The organism is Allobosea sp. Root483D1 (genome assembly GCF_001429505.1).
Taxonomy (GTDB): domain Bacteria; phylum Pseudomonadota; class Alphaproteobacteria; order Rhizobiales; family Beijerinckiaceae; genus Allobosea.
In genome coordinates, this window is sequence record NZ_LMJW01000001.1 from 1,131,539 (window position 1) to 1,149,981 (window position 18,443).

Here is an 18,443-nt window from a genome sequence, read left to right on the forward strand (position 1 = left end):
CGACCCTTCAAGCTCACGAAGCGAAGATCGCTTGGTATCGTTCTAGAGTGAATGGCTGTCTAACGAAACCATCCCCTTGCTGCAATGCGGCAAGCCAAAGTGCGGTTACAGAAATCGAAATCTGTAATTTTTTCTGATCCGAGGGCCGCTGAAAACCGGCTGGCGAAAACAGCCTAAAGCCGGACAAGCGCCGTTCGCCACCCTTTTCCTAGGGCCAGATCGCAGAGGGCGAGGATCATCCATGAAACTGGGCATGAGCCTTCCACAATCCGACGCCGAACTGAACACCGACACGTGCGATCCCTATAACAATGCCGAGCTGACGCTGACGCTCAAGCTCGGCTTCCGGCAGATCAATCCGGCTGCAGGAGCCGCCGAAGGCACCTATCACGACTATGGCCGCGCCACCGCGCCAAACCGCAAGATCGTCAAATGGACGGTTGGCAGCTGGAATCTGTGGCGGAAGAACTTCGTCGACACCGCAGCCCGCTTCTGGAACGGCAAATTCTGGCTCTCCAACAACTTCCCCGTCTACGAGATCGAGAAGAACGGTATCAAATACCGCCCCAATATCTGGTGCCTGTTCAAGATCGAGGATCGCGACATCGCGCTCGGCGGCCACCATCACGTCATCGATGTCGTCCGCCTGCACAAGAGCGAGACCTGGTTCGGCTCGCATTCCAAGCTCTATGACAGCCTCGACACCAACTCGGTGCAGAAGGGCACCGACAGCAAGGGCAAGGCGATCATGCAGCGCGCTCATGTCCACGAAGTCGGCCATCTGCTCGGGCTGGGCCATGTCGACATCGGCAAGGCCCATTGCCCGCCTGGCGGCGATACCAACGCCTCGAACTGCTACGGCGTCGCCGACGTCGACAAGTACTCGGTCATGGGACAAGGCATGCAGCTACGCCTGAGCCACGCCATGCCCTGGCGCAAGGCGATGGTCGCGCTCTCCGGCAAGGGCAACGCGCTGACGGCGACCGACTGGGAGGCCAAGACGCAGCGCATCTACCCGCGCATCCCGGCAGAGGTCGCGACCAACGCCATGCTCACGCACCGGCCCTTGCGCAAGTAAGCTTACTCAACCCGGCTGGACCGCCATGCCACGAACCATCTCACGAAACCTTTCGATGCTCATTCTCGTTCTGAGCGGAATGGCCGGCCTGCTCGGCCCCGCCCACGCCACAGGAAAGCGCTGCCAGATGAACGCGATCGAACGCTCCAAATGCATCATCGAGGCGATCCTCGCCGATATCAGCCGCACCTATAAGCAGGTCGGCGGCGGCGGGATCAGCGCGATCAAGCAGAACTCCACGACCTCCTTCACCGTCTCGATCTCGCAGGAGGAGCGCATCGACCTCCTGACCTACGAGGCGACGGTCGACGGCAAGGGCAAGGTCAGCGTCAAGAAGACGGGCGAAGGCACCAAATCGCCCTGACTTCCACGCGAGATCAACGCGGCAGCAGAACCCAGTAGTCGAAGTCGAGGATCACGCCGTCGGCATACTGGTCGACATGCTTCAGCGGGTGCTCGTTGCAGGGCAGGTTCTTGGTCGCGACAAGGCGCAGGCGGAGCGCCCCGACATCCTCACGCCCCGGCAGCTCGGCCGCTTCCAGTACCTCGCTCCAGGCGAAGATGGTATCGCCGGCGAAGAGCGGCGAGACATGCCGGCCGGCATTGATCGCGGCGATGTGGAAGGCATTGCCGAGCCCGTTGAAGGACAGCGCGCGCGCCAGGCTGATGACATGGCCGCCATAGATCAGCCGCTTGCCGAAGCGGGTCTCGCGGGCGCCATAGCCGTCGAAATGCACTTTGGCGGTGTTTTGGTAGAGCCGGGTCGCGATCTGGTGCTCGGCCTCCTCGACGGTCATGCCATCGACATGGTCGATGCGCTCGCCTGCCCGGTAGTCGCCCCAACGGAAGGGCGAGCCGGCGAGGGCGTCGTCATAGGCCGCGAGGTTCAGCGGCGGGCAGCCCTCGCCCAATGCCTCAGGCGCGACGCTCTTCGGCAATTCCGGCACCTGTTCGAATTCCGCCGGCGTACCGGGCCGGCGCTTGCGCACCAGCACCCAGCGGGCATAGCTCAACACGATCTCATTGTGCTGGTTGCGGCCGATCGAGCGGACATAGACGATGCCGGCATCGCCGCCCGAGGTCTGCTTCAGCCCGATCACCTCGGACGTCGTCGAGAGCGTGTCACCCGGAAAGACCGGCTTGAGGAAGCGGCCATCGGCATAGCCGAGATTGGCGACGGCATTGAGCGAGATGTCCGGCACCGTCTTGCCGAAGACGATGTGGAAGACGAGGAGGTCGTCGACCGGCGCGGCGGGATAGCCGATCGCCTTGGCGAAGGCATCCGAGGACTGCACGGTGAAGCGCGGCCCGTAGAGAGCGGTATAGAGCGAGACGTCGCCGGCCGTCACCGTGAGCGGCGTCGCGTGGACGATCGTCTCGCCGAGCCGGAAATCCTCGAAGAAGCGGCCGGTATTGGTCTTGCTGAGGCTGTCGGACATCGGCTTGGCTCTCGCGGCGGGCCCTCATTGTGCGCTGCGGCGCGGCCCGCCGTAAAGCTGGTCCAACGGCGGAAAGTTAGCGGAAGTCGCGTGGCCGCAAGCCCGCATGGAACCAGGTGATCATCGAATAGATGTCGTAGACCGGCAGCCCCGTCGCCGCCTGCACCGCAGCCGCATAGGGCGGCATGTTGGTGCATTCGAGCACGATGGCGCCGACCTCGGGATGGCCTGCGACCAGCCGCTGCGCCGCCTCGACCACGTCCTGCTCGGCGAGGTCGATGTCCATCTCCTCCTTCTCGGCCTTGATCAGCACGCGGAAGAACTCGCGGCCGTTCTCGGTGCCGGTCACCGGCGTGTCGGCGGGGACGCCGACTGCCGCCAGATGCTGAGGCGTCAGCGTCGCGGCCGAGACGGTGACGAGGCCGACGCGCTTGCCCGGCGGCAAGGTCGCCTGCACCCAGGGCACCTGCATCAGCGAGGAGGTCGCGACCGGCACGCCGACAGCCGCCGCGAGCTCCTGCTGAAACAGCGAGAGGAAGCCGCAATTGGTGGTGATCGCCTCGGCACCGAGGCGCACCAACTCCTGTGCCGCCGCAACGAAATCGGGCAAGAGCCCGGCCGCGCCCTTCAGCACGACCTTCTCGGGACTCGCGCCGGAGACGACGCGGTAGAGCACCGGGAAGGGCCAGGTCGCGCCATTGCCCATGTCGCCGAGGATGCGCGGGAAGCGCGCTTCCAGCATCAGCACGCCGAGCGGCGCGCCATAGACCGCCTTGCCGCCCTTGGCGATGCCCCGCTTGCTCATGCAGTGAGCTCGGCGAGCTTGATGAGATCGATATTGGCGCCGCAGACCAGCACGCCGAGCCGCTCGCCGGGTTGCGGCTTGTAGGAACCGGCGATCAGCGCGCCGAGCGCCGCAGCGCCGCCGGGCTCGACCGCGAGGCGGAAATCACGCCAGAGCAGCGCTTGAGCCTCGGTGATCGCCGCATCCGGCACCAGCGCGACATGGTCGACCGCGTCCTTGCAGACGTCGTAGACGAGCTGGCCGACATTGCGTGCGCCGAGCGAATCCGCCGCGACCGAGGCGACGGTCACCGTCACCGGCCCCTTCGCCTCGAGCGCGGCCTGCAGCGCCCGCGACCCCTCAGGCTCGACGCCAACGACCTTGACACTGGTACCGGCGAACCAGGCGGCGATGCCGGAGATCAGGCCGCCGCCGCCGACCGCGACGAGCACGGTGTCGAGATCAGGCTCCTGGCTCTGCCATTCGCGGCCGAGCGTGCCCTGACCGGCGATCGTCTCCTTGGCCGAGAAGGGATGGATCTTAAGCGCACCAGTCTCGGCCACGAACTTGTCGCAGGCCGCCTGCGCATCGTCATATTGCGCACCGCCGATCCGTACCTCGGCGCCGAAGCGGCGGATCGCCTCGATCTTCGCTGGCGGCGAGATCTCCGGCACGAAGATCGTCGCCTTCACGCCGCGCTTGCCAGCGGCATAGGCGACGGCGGCGCCGTGATTGCCACCCGAGGCGGCAGCGACGCCGGCAGCCGGCACATCGAGCGAGAGCAGGTTGTTGAAGGCGCCGCGGGTCTTGAACGAGCCGGCGTGCTGCAGGCATTCGAGCTTGAGCGAGACATCGGCGCGCGAGCCGAAGGCGCCGGTGCCGAGGCGCATCACCGGGGTGGTGCGGGCATGGCCGGCAATGCGATCAGCCGCGGCCTCGATCATCGGGCGCGGCACAGGCTTGTCTGTCATGGCGGGATCCTGGACGAGGGAGCGATCCGTGACATAAGTCCAGATCGCGATAGGTAGACCGTGGCTATCGCGTCCCGGTGGATCGGGAAAGGGCCTGCCGCGCCCGGCGGCAATGTGCCGGGCGACGACGAGCGCCGCGAGCGCGTCGAGGGCATCGTCGCGTTTGGCACCTTTGGGAGGAGGCGCCAGAATGCTCGACAGCTCGAACCCTTGCGCGTGAAGCAATTCTACGCGCTCCGCCTCGCCCGCCGGTTTCTTTTTTGCGAACTGAAGCGACCGCTCTCCGTTCATCGACCAGAACGCGACTTCGGGATGTATCTCTTTGACGCGCGGCCTGTTCTCAGGGGATTCGCGCAGGAGGCGGTCGATTTCCCGAACCTTCGGGAGGATCATGAAAGCCTGTCGGCTGAATGCCGCTTGCAATCCCGATGTTTGGCGCGCGATCCCGCAAGCAACGGCATGAGAATGCGTGATGTCCTCCATCCCGACAATGGGCCTGTCGACCGCATAGACCGCTGGTCGCGACGGGATGCTGAAAACCGATCCGCGGAGACGCCCTAGCACGGCTCGAACGGCCTCCTCGGGGCCGCGCCCTCTCCCTTCTGTCCAATCGGGTAGTCCAATGGGCATGTCGACCGCGACGATCGACGGTGCACGCTCATCATTCAAGAGCGTCGCAAAATCGCGGAAGACCTCAACGGTCGGTGGCCTCTTGAGATCGGCATCACTGAACGCCGCGATCCAGCCCGCCTTGCAGCCGTCGACACCGGCTATCCAGCCCATCACACCCCCGTCATCCATCTTTTGCAGAACTGACATTGCATTGCGGCGCAATCTACTGTGCACTGCAGCGAACCCGGCGACCCTCAATCCGGAGAGACAATATGACCGATATCCGCCCACGCCGCAGCGTCCTCTATATGCCGGGTTCCAATGCCCGCGCGCTCGAGAAGGCCCGCGAGATCGCAGCCGATGCGCTGATCCTCGACCTCGAGGACGCAGTGGCCCCCGATGCCAAGGAACTGGCGCGGAGCCAAGTCTGCGCCGCGGTGAAAGCCGGCGGTTATGGCAGGCGCGAACTCGTCATCCGCACCAACGGCATCGACACGCCCTGGTTCGACGCCGACCTCGCCGCCGCGACCGAAGCAGCGCCTGACGCGATCCTGATCCCGAAGGTCTCGTCGCCGGAGACGCTGGTCGAGATCGGCCATCGCCTGACCGGGCTCTGGGCCAAGCCGGAGACGCAAATCTGGGCGATGATCGAGACACCGCTCGCCATTCTCGACTGCGAGAAGATCGCCGGCGCCGCCCGCGATCCCGCGACCCGCCTCGCCTGCTTCGTGCTGGGCACCAACGACCTCGCCAAGGAGACGCGCGCCCGCTTCGTGCCGGGCCGGACGCCGATGCTGCCCTGGCTGACCACGGCGATCCTCGCTGCCCGCGCCCATGGCGTCGACGTCATCGACGGCGTCTACAACGACCTCAAGGACGAGGCCGGTTTCCGGGCCGAATGCGAACAGGGGCGCGATCTAGGCTTCGACGGCAAGACCCTGATCCATCCGAACCAGGTCGCGCTGGCGAACACCATCTTCGCGCCGGAGGAAAGCGAGTTGACTCGCGCCCGTGCCATCATCTCGGCCTTCGCCGAGCCGGCGAACGCCGACAAGGGCGCGATCCAGCTCGACGGCCGCATGGTCGAGCGCCTGCATGCCGAGATGGCCAAGCGGGTGGTGGCGCTGGCCGACGCCATCGCGGCCTGACAGCTTTCACGCGCGTCGCAGAAAACAAAAAGGCCGGGAGCGAGCTCCCGGCCTTTTCAATGTCCGTCCAGTGGACCCGGCTCAGGCCGCCTTGCGCTGCTCGAACACGCCCTTGAACTCGCGCAGCTGCACGAGCTGGTCGTGCAGGCGCTTCTTCTCGGCCTCGTCATGCGAACCGGCATGGCGGGTCTCGGCGGTCAGGATTTCCTGATCGAGCACGGCGTTGTCGACGTCCTCGAGGAAGCGGGCCTGCTCAGCCAGGATGGTGACGCTCGTCGCGTTGACCTCAGCAAGGCCGCCCGAGACGAAGAATTCCTTGCCATTGCTGGCGCCGGTCTGAACCAGGACGATGCCCGGCTTCAGCACCGCGACGACCGGGGCGTGCCCGGCGAGCACGGTCATCTCGCCCTCGACCGACGGCACGATGACGCTGACGGCATCGCCCGAGAACAGGATGCGCTCCGGCGAGACGAGTTCGAATGTGAAGGTGGCCATCGCAAATCTCTCCAGGCTCGTCATGGTCGGGGCGGGCCCGGCCATCTCTGAAACCAGTGTCTTCTCGTCCAGAGATTCTCAGGGCACGCCCGAGAATGACGCTCGTAACGCCTCCCGGTCGGCCAAGGCCGACCGGAATGGCCCGTGAAGCTTACGCCGCCTCGGCAGCCAGGCGCTGGGCCTTCTCGATCGCTTCCTCGATCGAGCCGACCATGTAGAAGGCGGCTTCCGGCAGGTGATCGTACTTGCCCTCGACCAGGCCCTTGAAGCCCTTGATCGTGTCTTCGAGCGAGACGAGCTTGCCCGGCGAGCCGGTGAAGACTTCCGCGACGAAGAAGGGCTGCGACAGGAAGCGTTCGATCTTGCGGGCGCGGGCGACGGCAAGCTTGTCCTCTTCCGAGAGCTCGTCCATGCCCAGGATCGCGATGATGTCCTGCAGGGCCTTGTAGCGCTGGAGGATCTGCTGGACCTGGCGGGCGATGTTGTAGTGCTCGTCGCCGACGATCGCGGCCGAGAGCATGCGCGAGGTCGAGTCAAGCGGGTCGACCGCCGGATAGATGCCCTTTTCCGCGATCGAGCGCGAAAGCACGGTCGTGGCGTCCAAGTGGGCGAAGGAGGCCGCAGGCGCCGGGTCGGTCAGGTCGTCCGCCGGGACATAGATCGCCTGCACCGAGGTGATCGAGCCCTTGTTGGTGGTGGTGATCCGCTCCTGCAGGTTGCCCATGTCGGTTGCCAGCGTCGGCTGATAACCCACGGCCGACGGGATACGGCCGAGCAGCGCCGACACTTCCGAGCCGGCCTGGGTGAAGCGGAAGATGTTGTCGACGAAGAACAGCACGTCCTGGCCACGGTCGCGGAAGTCTTCCGCCACGGTGAGGCCGGACAGGGCGACGCGCATGCGGGCGCCCGGGGGCTCGTTCATCTGGCCGTAGACGAGGGCGCACTTGGAGCCTTCGCCGCCGCCCTTCTTGTTCACGCCCGACTCGATCATCTCGTGATAGAGGTCGTTGCCTTCGCGGGTGCGCTCGCCGACGCCGGCGAACACGGAATAACCACCGTGGGCCTTCGCGACGTTGTTGATCAGCTCCATGATCAGCACGGTCTTGCCGACGCCGGCGCCGCCGAACAGGCCGATCTTGCCGCCCTTGGCGTAGGGCGCCAACAGGTCGACGACCTTGATGCCGGTGACCAGAATCTGCGCTTCGGTCGCCTGATCGGCATAGCTCGGAGCCGGCTGGTGGATGCCGCGGGTGCCCGAGGTCTTGATCGGGCCGGCTTCGTCGACCGGCTCGCCGATGACGTTCATGATGCGGCCAAGGCACTCGTCGCCTACCGGAACCATGATCGGCCCGCCAGTGTCGCTGACCGACTGGCCGCGGACCAGGCCTTCGCTGGCGTCCATCGCGATGCAGCGCACGGTGTTCTCACCGAGATGCTGGGCGACCTCGAGAACGAGGCGGTTGCCGAGGTTGTCGGTCTCGAGCGCGTTCAGAATCTCCGGCAGGACGCCGTCGAACTGCACGTCGACGACGGCACCGATGACCTGCACGACCCGGCCGGTGCCGGTGTTGGCGGGCTTGTCGGCGGTCTTGGTCTTGGTAGCGGCTTTGGCCATGGTTCGAACCTCGGATTCGCGTTCAGCGTGTCGGGCGGCCGGCGAGCCGGCCCAAATTAGGCGGTTAGAGCGCTTCCGCGCCGGAGATGATCTCGATCAGTTCCTTGGTGATCATCGCCTGACGCGAGCGGTTGTACAGCTGCGTCTGCTTCTTGATCATCTCGCCGGCGTTGCGCGTGGCGGAGTCCATCGCCGACATGCGCGCGCCCTGCTCGGAGGCAGCGTTCTCCAGGATCGCCCGCAGCACCTGCACCGTGAGGTTGCGCGGCAGCAGCGTCTCGAGGATCTCGCTCTCTTCCGGCTCGTAATCGTAGACGGCGCTCATCGTCTTGGTACCGGCCGGGATCTCGGCCGGAATGATGCGCTGTGCCGTCGGGATCTGCGAGATCACCGACTTGAACTTCGAGAAGAACAGCGTCGCGACGTCGAACTCGCCATTGGCAAATCGCGCCAGGATGCTCTGCGCGATCGTCTCGGCATTGGCGAAGCCGAGCTGCTTGAAGGCGCGCAGGTCGATCACCTCGAGGATGTCGGCCGCGAACTGCCGGCGCAGGATGTCGTAACCCTTCTTGCCGACGCAGACGAACTTGACCGTCTTGCCTTCGGCCTTCAGCGCCAGTGCCTTGTCGCGGGCGAGCCGCGCGATCGAGGAGTTGAAGGCGCCGCAAAGGCCGCGCTCGGCCGTGCAGACCACGAGCAGTTGCACCTTGTCGGAGCCCGTTCCGCCGATCAGCTTCGGCGCGCCGGCCCCGGAGATGCCGGAGGCGAGGTTCGCCAGCACCGTCTCCATGCGCTCGGCATAGGGGCGTGCCGCCTCGGCCGCGCTCTGGGCGCGACGTAGCTTGGCCGCCGCGACCATCTGCATGGCCTTGGTGATCTTCTGCGTCGCCTTGACCGAGGCGATGCGGTTTCTAAGGTCCTTCAGGGAGGGCATTCGATCTTGTATCCCCTACCCGCCATTGCGAAAAGCGCAGCGACGAAGCGATCCAGACAACTGGCGGAGCGAGGCTGGATTGCTTCGCTCCGCTCGCAATGACGATCAGGCGAACGACTTAGCGTAAGCTTCGACGATGCCCTTCAGCTTCGCGGCGTTCGCGTCCGAAAGGTCCTTCGAGGAACCGATCTCGTTCAGCAGGTCGACATGCTTGCCGCGGACCAGCGAGAGCAGCCCGTCCTCGAAGGCGCGGACCTTGTTGACCGGCAGCGGATCGAGATAGCCGTTGACGCCGGCATAGATCACGACCGTCTGCTCTTCCATCTTCAGCGGCGAGAACTGGCCCTGCTTCAGGAGCTCGGTCAGGCGGGCGCCGCGGTTGAGCAGGCGCTGCGTGACGGCGTCGAGGTCGGAGCCGAACTGGGCGAAGGCCGCCATCTCGCGATACTGGGCGAGCTCGCCCTTGATCTTGCCCGCAACTTTCTTGGTCGCCTTGGTCTGGGCGGCCGAGCCGACGCGCGACACCGAGAGGCCGACGTTCACCGCCGGGCGGATGCCCTGGTAGAACAGGTCGGTCTCGAGGAAGATCTGGCCGTCGGTGATCGAGATCACGTTGGTCGGGATGTAGGCCGAGACGTCGTTGGCCTGGGTCTCGATGACCGGCAGCGCCGTCAGCGAACCGTTGCCGGCGGCGTCGCCCATCTTGGCGGCGCGCTCGAGCAGGCGGGAGTGGAGATAGAACACGTCGCCGGGATAGGCCTCGCGGCCCGGCGGGCGCCGCAGCAGCAGCGACATCTGGCGATAGGCCACGGCCTGCTTCGAGAGGTCGTCATAGATGATCACGGCGTGCATGCCGTTGTCGCGGAAATACTCGCCCATGGCGCAGCCGGCGAAGGGCGCCAGGAACTGCATCGGGGCGGCGTCCGAGGCGGTCGCGGCGACGATGATCGAGTACTCGAGCGCGCCGCGCTCTTCGAGCACCTTCACGAACTGGGCGACGGTCGAACGCTTCTGGCCGATCGCGACATAGACGCAGTAGAGCTTCTGGCTCTCGTCCGTGCCCTCGTTGATCGCCTTCTGGTTCAGGATCGTGTCGAGCGCCACGGCGGTCTTGCCGGTCTGGCGGTCGCCGATGATCAGCTCGCGCTGGCCGCGGCCGATCGGGATCAGGGCGTCGATCGCCTTGAGGCCGGTCGCCATCGGCTCGTGCACAGACTTGCGCGGGATGATGCCGGGCGCCTTGACGTCGACGCGGGCGCGGGTCTTGGACTTGATCGGGCCCTTGCCGTCGATCGGGTTGCCGAGCGCGTCGACGACGCGACCGAGCAGCTCCTTGCCGACCGGCACGTCGACGATGGCGCCGGTGCGCTTGACGGTCTGGCCTTCCTTGATCTCGCGGTCGGAGCCGAAGATGACGACGCCGACATTGTCGCTCTCGAGGTTGAGGGCCATGCCGCGCACGCCCGACTCGAACTCGACCATCTCACCGGCCTGGACCTTGTCGAGGCCGTAGACGCGGGCGATGCCGTCGCCGACGGAGAGAACCTGACCGACCTCGGTGACCGAGGCTTCCGAGCCGAAGTTCGAGATCTGCGACTTCAGGATAGCGGAGATTTCAGCGGCGCGGATGTCCATCAGCCGACCTCTTTCATAGCGAGACGAATTGAATTGAGCTTGGTTTTCAGGGACGCATCGACCATGCGCGAACCCATCTTGACGACGAGTCCGCCGATGATGGCCGGGTCGACCTTGACTGAAACGTCGACATCCTTGCCGGCAACCTCCTTGAGGGCGGCAGTGACGTCCTTGAGCTGGGCGGCCGAGGGCTGCTCGGCGAGCGTGACCTCGGCGCTGACCACGCCCTTGGCCTCGGCGACCTTGGCGCGGAAGGCGCGGATCATGCCCGGCAGCGCGAACAGGCGGCGCTTGCTGGCGACGAAACCGATGAAATTGGCGGCAAGCCCGGTGATGCCGGCCTTTGCGGTGAGCGCAGCGACGGCGGAAACCTGATCCTGTGTGGAGAAGGCGGGGCTTCCGATCAGGCGCTTGAGATCATCGCTCTCGGCGATCATCGCGGCAAAGCCGTCGAGATCCCTGGCGACGGCGTCGACGCTCTTGGCCTCGCTGGCCAGTTCGAACAGAGCCGTCGCATAGCGCTCGGCCACGCCCGAGACTGGGGACTGTTCCTGCGATCCGCCCTCGGCCACGCTCTCGCTCTCTCTTCCAGGGGACCGCTCCGGCGACCTTCTGACGAAGGTGGAGTGCACGGCCCCGACACTGCGATGATCAAGCACACAGCAAGCCTGTTCCAGGGCTTGCGGCGCTTGGATTGCGGCGGTGCGATAGCATGGGGTTTCGGGGGGCGCAACCGACGAAACACCCGCCCCACATGCTTTGGATGCGGTCGAAAGAAGCAGGCGGCGCAAGGCGCGGCGGCCTGCACGGCTGCGCAATGCGAATCCGGCTAAAGGAAGCTCTGTGGATCGACGTCGACCGCGACCCTGACCGAGCCCTTGGGCCGCGGGGCCCGCTTGAGCCAGGCGCGCAGGTAATCCTGCAGGTTGATCTCGCGCCCTGTACGCACGATCAGCCGCATGCGGTGACGCCCGCGCAGGATGGCGAGCGGCGCCTCGGCCGGGCCGAGCACGGCGACGCCGGCCGGCGCCTCGGCGCAGCGGGCCAGCGCCCGTGCATGCGTTTCTGCTTCGGCCTGCGAATTGGCCGAGATGATCAGGCCTGCGAGCCGGCCGAAGGGGGGCAGGCCGGCAGCCTCTCGCGACGCCGTCTCGGCGGCGTAGAAGCGTTCGGGATCGCCGGAGATCAGCGCCTTCAGTACGGGATGGTTGGGGTCATGCGTCTGCAGCAGCGCCCGGCCCGGCCTCTCGCCGCGCCCGGCCCGGCCAGTGACCTGCCTGAGCACCTGGAAGGTGCGCTCGGCGGCGCGCGGATCGCCCGAAGTCAAGCCGAGATCGGCATCGATCACCCCGACCAGCGTCATCCCCGGGAAGTTATGGCCCTTGGCGACGAGCTGCGTGCCAATGACGATGTCGAACTCGCCCTCGGCCACCGCCATCAGCTCCTGCTTCAGGCGCTCGGTGCCTCCAGGAAAATCACTCGACAGCACGATCGAGCGCGCTTGCGGAAACAAGGCCGCGACCTCCTCGGCGAGGCGCTCGACGCCCGGCCCGCAGGCGACGAGGCTCTCCGGCTTGTGGCAGGCAGGGCATTCATGCGGCCTTCGCTCGACATGGCCGCAATGATGGCAGACCAGCGCCCGCCGGAAGCGGTGGTCGACCAGCCAGGCCGAGCAGTTCTTGCACTGGAAGCGATGGCCGCAATCGCGGCAGAGCGTCAGCGGCGCGTAGCCGCGCCGGTTGAGGAAGAGCAGCGACTGCTCTTTTGCTTCGAGATTGGCTTCGACCGCCTTGACCAGCGTCGACGAGAGCCAGCGCCCGCGCTCCGGCTTGTCCTTGCGCAGGTCGACCAGGCCGAGCACCGGCAGCTCGCGCCCGCCATAGCGCTCAGGCAGCTTGAGATGGATGTAGCGACCGCGCTCGGCGTTGACGCGGGTTTCGAGCGAAGGCGTCGCCGAGGCGAGGACCACGGGCGCATTCTCGATCTTGCCGCGCACCACTGCCATGTCGCGGGCATGGTAGGCGACGCCGTCCTCCTGCTTGTAGGCGGCCTCGTGCTCCTCATCGACGACGATCAGGCCGAGATCCTTGTAGGGCAGGAACAGCGCTGAGCGCGCGCCCGCCACCACCAGCGCCTCGCCCTTGGCGATCGCCGCCTGCAGGCGCTCGCGCCGGCGCCCACTCACGGCCGAATGCCACAGGCCCGGCCTGACGCCGAAGCGCGCCTCGAACCGGTCGATGAACTGCGCGGTGAGCGCGATCTCCGGCATCAGGATCACGCTCTGGCGCCCCAGCCGGATCGCCTCCGCCACCGCCTCGAAATAGACCTCGGTTTTCCCTGAGCCAGTTACACCCTCAAGCAGCGCGACCTGCCAGGACTGCTTGCGGACGAGCTCAGCGAGTGCATCGCCAACTGCGCGCTGGTCGTCGGAGAGCTGGGGTCTGGCGTGATCGGGATCGGGCCGCGCCGCGATCGCCTGCTGCGGCAGCGCCTCGACGCTGAAGGTGCCGGCATCGACAAGCGAATCGATCACCGCCGTGCTGACCGAGGCGGCTTCCGCCAGCGCCGACTTGCCGATCAGCAACCCGCCCTCGGCCGCGGCGATGGCACGGGCGCGGGCCGGCGTCATCCGCGCCGGCGGCGCCCCGACCAGCCTGACGCCGAGCTTGGGCCGCTCCGGCGTATCGTCGGGCGGGCGGCGCAGGGCGAGCGCCAGCACCGAACCCTTGGCGGCGAGCGTGTACCAGGCGACCCAGTCGACCAGCTTGCGCAGCGCCGGATCGAGCGGTGGCATGTCTAGCTTGCCGACGACCTTCTTCAGATTGCCACCGCGGCCGGAGCCTGACTCCCAGACGACGCCGACCGTCTCGCGCGGCCCGAGCGGCACCTGCACGACATCGCCCGGCACGAGCGTGAGCCCCGCCGGCACGGCATAGCTGTAGGCCTGGTCGAGGCCGAGCGGGATCAGCACCTCGACCGTGCCGCCACCGCCCTGCCCTTCGTCGAGCGCATCGTCCATGCGCCCGTCTCTAGCACTGATTCGGCGCGGTGTTCGGCAGCAACCTCAGGCCGCCGCCGGCCGCTGCGTCATCAGCTTGCGCACCGTCCAGACGAACACCGGCCAGAGCAGCGCCGCGAAGGTCATCGCCGCCAGCACCGAGGAGACCGGGCGGCTGAAGAACGGCAGGATCGAACCGTCCGACTTGATCAGCGACGTCACGAGACTCTGCTCGACCATCGTCCCCATCACGACGCCGAGCACCATCGCCGCGACGGGATAGCCGTTCTTCTCCATCACGAAGCCGATCAGGCCGAAGACGGCGACGCACCAGACCGCGAACAGGTTGTTGCCGCCGGTAGCGAAGGCGCCGACTGCGCAGAACACCATGATCACCGGCATCACCGCCGAGCGCGGCGCGCCGACGATGCGGCTCGCCAGCCGGATCATGATGATGCCGAGCGGGATCATGATGATATTGCCGAGGATGAAGATGATGTAGAACGCGTACATGCTCGATGCCTGCTCGGTGAACAGGGTCGGGCCGGGGTTGAGGCCCTTCATGTAGAGCACGCCGATTGCGATCGCGGTGATCGTGTCGCCGGGGATGCCGAAGAGCAGCGCCGGCACCCAGCCCGAGGCGAGCGAGGCGTTGTTCGACGCACCCGCCTCGATCAGCCCCTCGGGATGGCCGGTGCCGAACTTCTCCGGCGTCTTCGAGAAGCGCTTCGACATCGCATAGCTGACCCAGGCCGCCATGTCGGCCCCGGCGCCGGGCAGCACGCCGATGATGATGCCGACGACGTTCCCGCGCGCCTGCTGCTTCGGGTATTTCTTGGTCAGCGCCCACTGCCCCTTCAGAATGCTGCCGAGGCGGCGGTTCTGGATCTTGGGCGGCTCGCGCTCGGTCAGCGCCCGCATCACCTCGGCCAGCGCGAAGACGCCGACCAGCGCCGGGATCACCTCAATACCCCCCAGCAGATCGGTCGAGCCGAAGGTGAAGCGCGGCACGCCGCCGGGATTGTCGATGCCGATGCAGGTGATCAGCAGGCCGAGCAGCATGGCGGCGATCGCCTTGATCGGTGAGGAGCGCGCCACCAGCGTCGCGCACATCAGCCCGAGCATGGCGAGCCAGAAATTCTCATAGGTCGAGAAGGAGAGCGCGAACTCGGCCAGCACCGGCGCGAGCACCATCAGCGAGAGCGTGCCGGCAATGCCGCCGAGCGCCGAGAACCACAGGCAGATGCCGAGCGCCGTCTCGGCCTCGCCCTTGCGCGTCATCGCATAGGCATCGTCGGTATAGGCGGCCGATGCCGGCGTGCCGGGGATGCGGAGCAGGCAGCCCGGAATGTCACCGGAGAAGATCGCCATCGCCGACGCGGTGATGATCGTCGCGATCGCCGCGATCGGCGAGAGGTAGAAGGTGATCGGCACCAGCAGCGCCGTCGCCATCGTCGCCGACAGGCCGGGCAGCGAGCCGACGACCAGCCCGTAGATGGCCGAGGCGAAGATCGCGATCATCACTTCCGGCGCGAAGACGAGCCCGAAGGCCTGGATCATCGTGTTCATCGGCTTACCAGGGGAAAGGCAGCAGGCCGCCGGGCAACGGCACCCGCAGCAGCTTGAGGAAGATCAGGTTGATGACGAAAGGCGCGATCAGTGCCAGCGGAACCGCCAGCTTGGGCTTTGCACCGAAGGCCAGCGCCGCCGTCAGCACCATGATCCCCGCCGTCGGCAGGAAGCCCAGCTTTTCGGAGGCCAGCGCGTAGAACATCACCAGCGCCGGCGGCAGCAAGGCCAGCCAGCTGCGCCAGGCCGGCAGCGGCTCGAGATATTCCGGCGCCGTATGGCTGGCGAGGTCCGCCTCGGCCACCTCCTCGAAATGCCGGCCGACGCCGAGCACGATCAGCACGCCGCAGAGGACGAGCAGCGCGCCGATCAACGACGGAAAAGCCGAGGGACCGACCTGCTGGCCGGGCACCGGCGGCAGTTTCGAACCATAGAAGAAGGCGGCGGCGCCAAGCGTCGCGATGGCGCCGCCGGTCACGCGGTCTGACAACAACATGCTGCGAAGTCTCGTCGAATGTGATTGCGCCATGCAGGCGCCGATTGGAGCGAAGGAGCGGACGGGTGTCACACCCGTCCGCCTGTTTCGACGCGATCAGGCCTTGGTCAGGCCCGCAGCCTTCATCGCCGACGCCATCGAGGTGTCGCTGTCGGCCATGAACTTGGCGAAGCCCGGCCCGTCGGCGAACTTCATGCCGAAGCCGCGCGAGTTCATGAAGTCCTGGTATTCCTTCGAGTCGAAGGCCTTCTTCAGCGACGCCGTCAGCTTGGCCTGGATGTCGGCGGGCACCGCCTTGGGCGCGCCGATGCCGCGCCAGGCGCCGACCGAGTAGTTGATGCCCAGCGACTCGTTCAGGGTCGGCACGTCCTTGAATTGCGGATTGCGTGCGCTCGCCATGATCGCCAGTGCCTTCGCCTTGCCGGCGTCGATCATCGCCCGCGCTTCCGGCACCGAGCAGGTGACGATGTCGATGCCGCCGGCCGCCAGATCCTGCATGCCGGGCGCGGCGCCGTTCGAGGGCACCCAGGCGACATGGTCGGGCTTCAGCCCCATCGCGACCAGCCAGCCGACCAGCGCGAGGTGCCAGATGCCGCCCTGGCCGGTGCCGGACGCCTTGAGCTTGCCGTGCGGCGCGGCCTTGATCGCAGCCGCCAGCTCCTTGATGTCCTTGTGCGGGCTCGAGGCCGAGACCTGCACGCCCGGCGGGTCCTCGTTCATCAGGCCAAGCGCGGCATAGTCGGCCGATTTCAGCTCGGTCAGGCCCTGATGGCGCATCATCGCGATCTCGACCGTCAGCATGCCGATCGTGTAGCCGTCGGCCGGGGCCGAGGCGATCGCCTGGTGCCCGACGACGCCCGAGCCGCCAGTGCGGTTCACCACGTTGACGGGCTGGCCGAGGTCTTTCTCCAGCAATTGCGCGACAATGCGCGCCGTCGCGTCGGTGCCGCCGCCCGCGCCCCACGGGCAGATCATCGTCATCGGCCGGCTCGGATACTGCGCCTGGCCGATCGCCGGGCTTGTGATCAGCCCCGCAGCGCCGGCTGCCGCCGCGCCTTTGAGGACCGTACGTCTGCTGATTCTGCTCATTCCGATGTCCCTCCCGTTCAATCGATTTAAAATTTGAAAGCTTCTTCGCCTCGCGGCGCGGCTTCCTTGTATTCTCGCTATCAGAGCCGATTGCCGCTGGCGAGGCAACCGTCTTTGTATGCTGTATGCACGATCACGCCGGCGAGCGTTAGAGCCCGCAGGCGACCGGGACGACGCTCTTGCCGACGGCCTCGGCGATCGCGCCGGTGCTCAGCTCGCCAGCCGCCGCACTGGCGGCAGGCTTGGCGTCGCCCTTCTCCAGCATCGCCTTGAGCTGCGCGACACCGGCGATCGCATGATTGCGCTGCGGCGCGACGCCGGCGATCAGTCCTTTGTCGGAGGGATTGGCGGTGACCAGTCCCGCTAGACGACCCTGCCGGTCGAAGATGGGGCTGCCCGCCCCGCCCGGCTGCAACGGTGCGAGCACCGCATCGCTCGCGACCTCGCCCGGCAATGCGACCGCAGTGCGCGCGGCAGCGGTTCCGTCATAAGCCAGCACGACCACCGCCTCTTTCGCCGCGGGCGCGCTTTCGCGCAGTGCCGGCATGGTTCCAGCAGACAGCCCGGGCACGTCGAGCAGCGCGAGCCCGCTCGCCTGGTCCTGCAAGCGCAATTTCGCCGGGCGCGTGCCGACCTTGAGGCCCTTGCAGGAATCGACCGCAGCGCGCGCCGTCAGCACCAGTTCCTTGCCGACGACGAGGCCGACGCCGAAACGTTCGGTCGCCGGCTGCGCCGGGGCGGTCGCCACGGCAGGCGCACCGGGCACGGCGGGGATCGGTGCGGGAGCCGGTGCCGCCCCGCTCGGGAACGGCTCGAAACTGTCGGCGATCGCGGTCACCACCTTGTCGAAGGTCGTGGCCATGCTCTTGTCGTAACCGACCGAGAAGCCGCGCAGCCCGGACGGGCCGAGCGCCTGCCGCCGGAAGAACTTTCCGGTCGGCGTCTCGCCGGCGACGACGAAGAAACTCGGCTGCAGCAGCTTGTAGGTGACCTTGCGCTGGATGTTCGGATTGACCGCGATGGCCCGGTCGAAGATCGCCTGCAGCGGCTCGGTCGCGGGGCCGGTGCTGACATCGAGGGTGACCTTGCCGTCGGCGCTCTGCCAGCGGCTGCCGCCGGCTGCGGTCGCCTCGCGCTTCGGCAGAAGCTTCTGCGGGATGCCGATGCGCACGCCGGTCGGCTGGTCGGTGATCACGGCAAAGCCCGCCGCATCGCGCGCCGTCCTGGCGAGACGCGCAAGCTCCTGCCGCTCGGCCGGAGTCAATTGCCCGTCCGGCTGGCCACGCCCGGCCTTGAAGCTGTTCACGGCGCGGAAGGTCAGCGCCCCGAAATTGCCGGTGGCGGCGCTGTTCAGATGCCCGGTCCAGATCAGATCGGCCTGGATCGCCTTGCGCTCGGCTTCCGGCAGGGCGGCATAGGCCTGCGTCGCCGCAGCCAAGCGCGGATCGGCCGGCTGCTGCGCCTGGGCAGCGCCAAGGCAGGTGAGGACGGCGGCGATGCCGATCAGCGCGGGAACCTTGAACACGACCATCTCCTCGTTCCAGACCGCGCCGCGACGCGGCGCCATTCAGCGTCAGCCT

General features: G+C 66.9%; 16 protein-coding genes and 1 pseudogene. 3 read left to right on the forward strand and 14 right to left on the reverse strand.

Translation table 11 applies throughout. The annotated features are described in order from the left end of the window. Positions 1 to 253 precede the first annotated feature (253 nt). Complete coding sequence (locus tag ASE66_RS05235; RefSeq protein ID WP_200964541.1) at positions 254 to 1,078, forward strand: hypothetical protein; 825 nt, start codon at positions 254 to 256, stop codon at positions 1,076 to 1,078. 55 nt (positions 1,079 to 1,133) lie between these two features. Beyond that, a complete protein-coding gene (locus ASE66_RS05240; protein WP_057188467.1) occupies positions 1,134 to 1,442 on the forward strand; it encodes a hypothetical protein in 309 nt (102 codons plus the stop codon). A gap of 13 nt (positions 1,443 to 1,455) precedes the next feature. On the opposite strand, the gene ASE66_RS05245 is transcribed toward ASE66_RS05240, so the two are convergent. The 4 genes and pseudogenes from ASE66_RS05245 to ASE66_RS32660 form a co-directional block, all read right to left on the reverse strand. Next, positions 1,456 to 2,517 (reverse strand): MaoC family dehydratase, encoded by a 1,062-nt coding sequence (locus ASE66_RS05245; protein WP_057188468.1) that lies wholly within the window; start codon positions 2,515 to 2,517, stop codon positions 1,456 to 1,458. A gap of 76 nt (positions 2,518 to 2,593) precedes the next feature. Then, positions 2,594 to 3,322, reverse strand: a complete 729-nt coding sequence (locus ASE66_RS05250; protein ID WP_057188469.1) for an aspartate/glutamate racemase family protein — start codon at positions 3,320 to 3,322, stop codon at positions 2,594 to 2,596. Beyond that, positions 3,319 to 4,272 (reverse strand): threonine/serine dehydratase, encoded by a 954-nt coding sequence (locus ASE66_RS32655; RefSeq protein WP_057188706.1) that lies wholly within the window; start codon positions 4,270 to 4,272, stop codon positions 3,319 to 3,321. Before ASE66_RS32655 ends, ASE66_RS05250 begins: the two co-directional genes overlap by 4 nt. A 135-nt stretch (positions 4,273 to 4,407) precedes the next feature. Further along, positions 4,408 to 5,091: pseudogene (locus ASE66_RS32660) on the reverse strand (DUF429 domain-containing protein); the annotation flags it as partial. 65 nt (positions 5,092 to 5,156) lie between these two features. Between ASE66_RS32660 and ASE66_RS05260 the strand changes: the two are divergent. Next, positions 5,157 to 6,032 carry an HpcH/HpaI aldolase/citrate lyase family protein gene (locus ASE66_RS05260; protein WP_057188470.1) on the forward strand — a complete coding sequence of 292 codons (876 nt, stop codon included), beginning with the start codon at positions 5,157 to 5,159 and terminating at the stop codon, positions 6,030 to 6,032. Between the two features lie 81 nt (positions 6,033 to 6,113). On the opposite strand, the gene ASE66_RS05265 is transcribed toward ASE66_RS05260, so the two are convergent. The 10 genes from ASE66_RS05265 to ASE66_RS05310 form a co-directional block, all read right to left on the reverse strand. Beyond that, positions 6,114 to 6,527, reverse strand: a complete 414-nt coding sequence (locus ASE66_RS05265; RefSeq protein ID WP_057188471.1) for a F0F1 ATP synthase subunit epsilon — start codon at positions 6,525 to 6,527, stop codon at positions 6,114 to 6,116. A 151-nt stretch (positions 6,528 to 6,678) separates the two neighbouring features. Continuing rightward, complete coding sequence (gene atpD, locus ASE66_RS05270; protein ID WP_057188472.1) at positions 6,679 to 8,142, reverse strand: F0F1 ATP synthase subunit beta; 1,464 nt, start codon at positions 8,140 to 8,142, stop codon at positions 6,679 to 6,681. A gap of 64 nt (positions 8,143 to 8,206) precedes the next feature. After that, positions 8,207 to 9,076, reverse strand: a complete 870-nt coding sequence (locus tag ASE66_RS05275; protein WP_057188473.1) for a F0F1 ATP synthase subunit gamma — start codon at positions 9,074 to 9,076, stop codon at positions 8,207 to 8,209. A gap of 105 nt (positions 9,077 to 9,181) precedes the next feature. Further along, on the reverse strand, positions 9,182 to 10,711 hold the full coding sequence (atpA, locus tag ASE66_RS05280; RefSeq protein WP_057188474.1) for a F0F1 ATP synthase subunit alpha: 1,530 nt from the start codon (positions 10,709 to 10,711) through the stop codon (positions 9,182 to 9,184). Continuing rightward, positions 10,711 to 11,283 (reverse strand): F0F1 ATP synthase subunit delta, encoded by a 573-nt coding sequence (locus tag ASE66_RS05285; protein ID WP_057188475.1) that lies wholly within the window; start codon positions 11,281 to 11,283, stop codon positions 10,711 to 10,713. Before ASE66_RS05285 ends, atpA begins: the two co-directional genes overlap by 1 nt. Positions 11,284 to 11,540: 257 nt before the next feature. Continuing rightward, entirely contained in the window at positions 11,541 to 13,730 is a 2,190-nt protein-coding gene (locus tag ASE66_RS05290) for a primosomal protein N' (RefSeq protein WP_057188476.1), read from the reverse strand. A 45-nt stretch (positions 13,731 to 13,775) separates the two neighbouring features. Next, positions 13,776 to 15,278 (reverse strand): tripartite tricarboxylate transporter permease, encoded by a 1,503-nt coding sequence (locus ASE66_RS05295; protein WP_057188477.1) that lies wholly within the window; start codon positions 15,276 to 15,278, stop codon positions 13,776 to 13,778. A gap of 4 nt (positions 15,279 to 15,282) precedes the next feature. Then, on the reverse strand, positions 15,283 to 15,774 hold the full coding sequence (locus ASE66_RS05300; RefSeq protein WP_057188478.1) for a tripartite tricarboxylate transporter TctB family protein: 492 nt from the start codon (positions 15,772 to 15,774) through the stop codon (positions 15,283 to 15,285). 96 nt (positions 15,775 to 15,870) lie between these two features. Beyond that, positions 15,871 to 16,863 carry a tripartite tricarboxylate transporter substrate binding protein gene (locus ASE66_RS05305; RefSeq protein ID WP_057188479.1) on the reverse strand — a complete coding sequence of 331 codons (993 nt, stop codon included), beginning with the start codon at positions 16,861 to 16,863 and terminating at the stop codon, positions 15,871 to 15,873. A 148-nt stretch (positions 16,864 to 17,011) separates the two neighbouring features. Next, on the reverse strand, positions 17,012 to 18,430 hold the full coding sequence (locus ASE66_RS05310) for a trypsin-like peptidase domain-containing protein (RefSeq protein ID WP_057188480.1): 1,419 nt from the start codon (positions 18,428 to 18,430) through the stop codon (positions 17,012 to 17,014). Between the last annotated feature and the right edge of the window lie 13 nt (positions 18,431 to 18,443).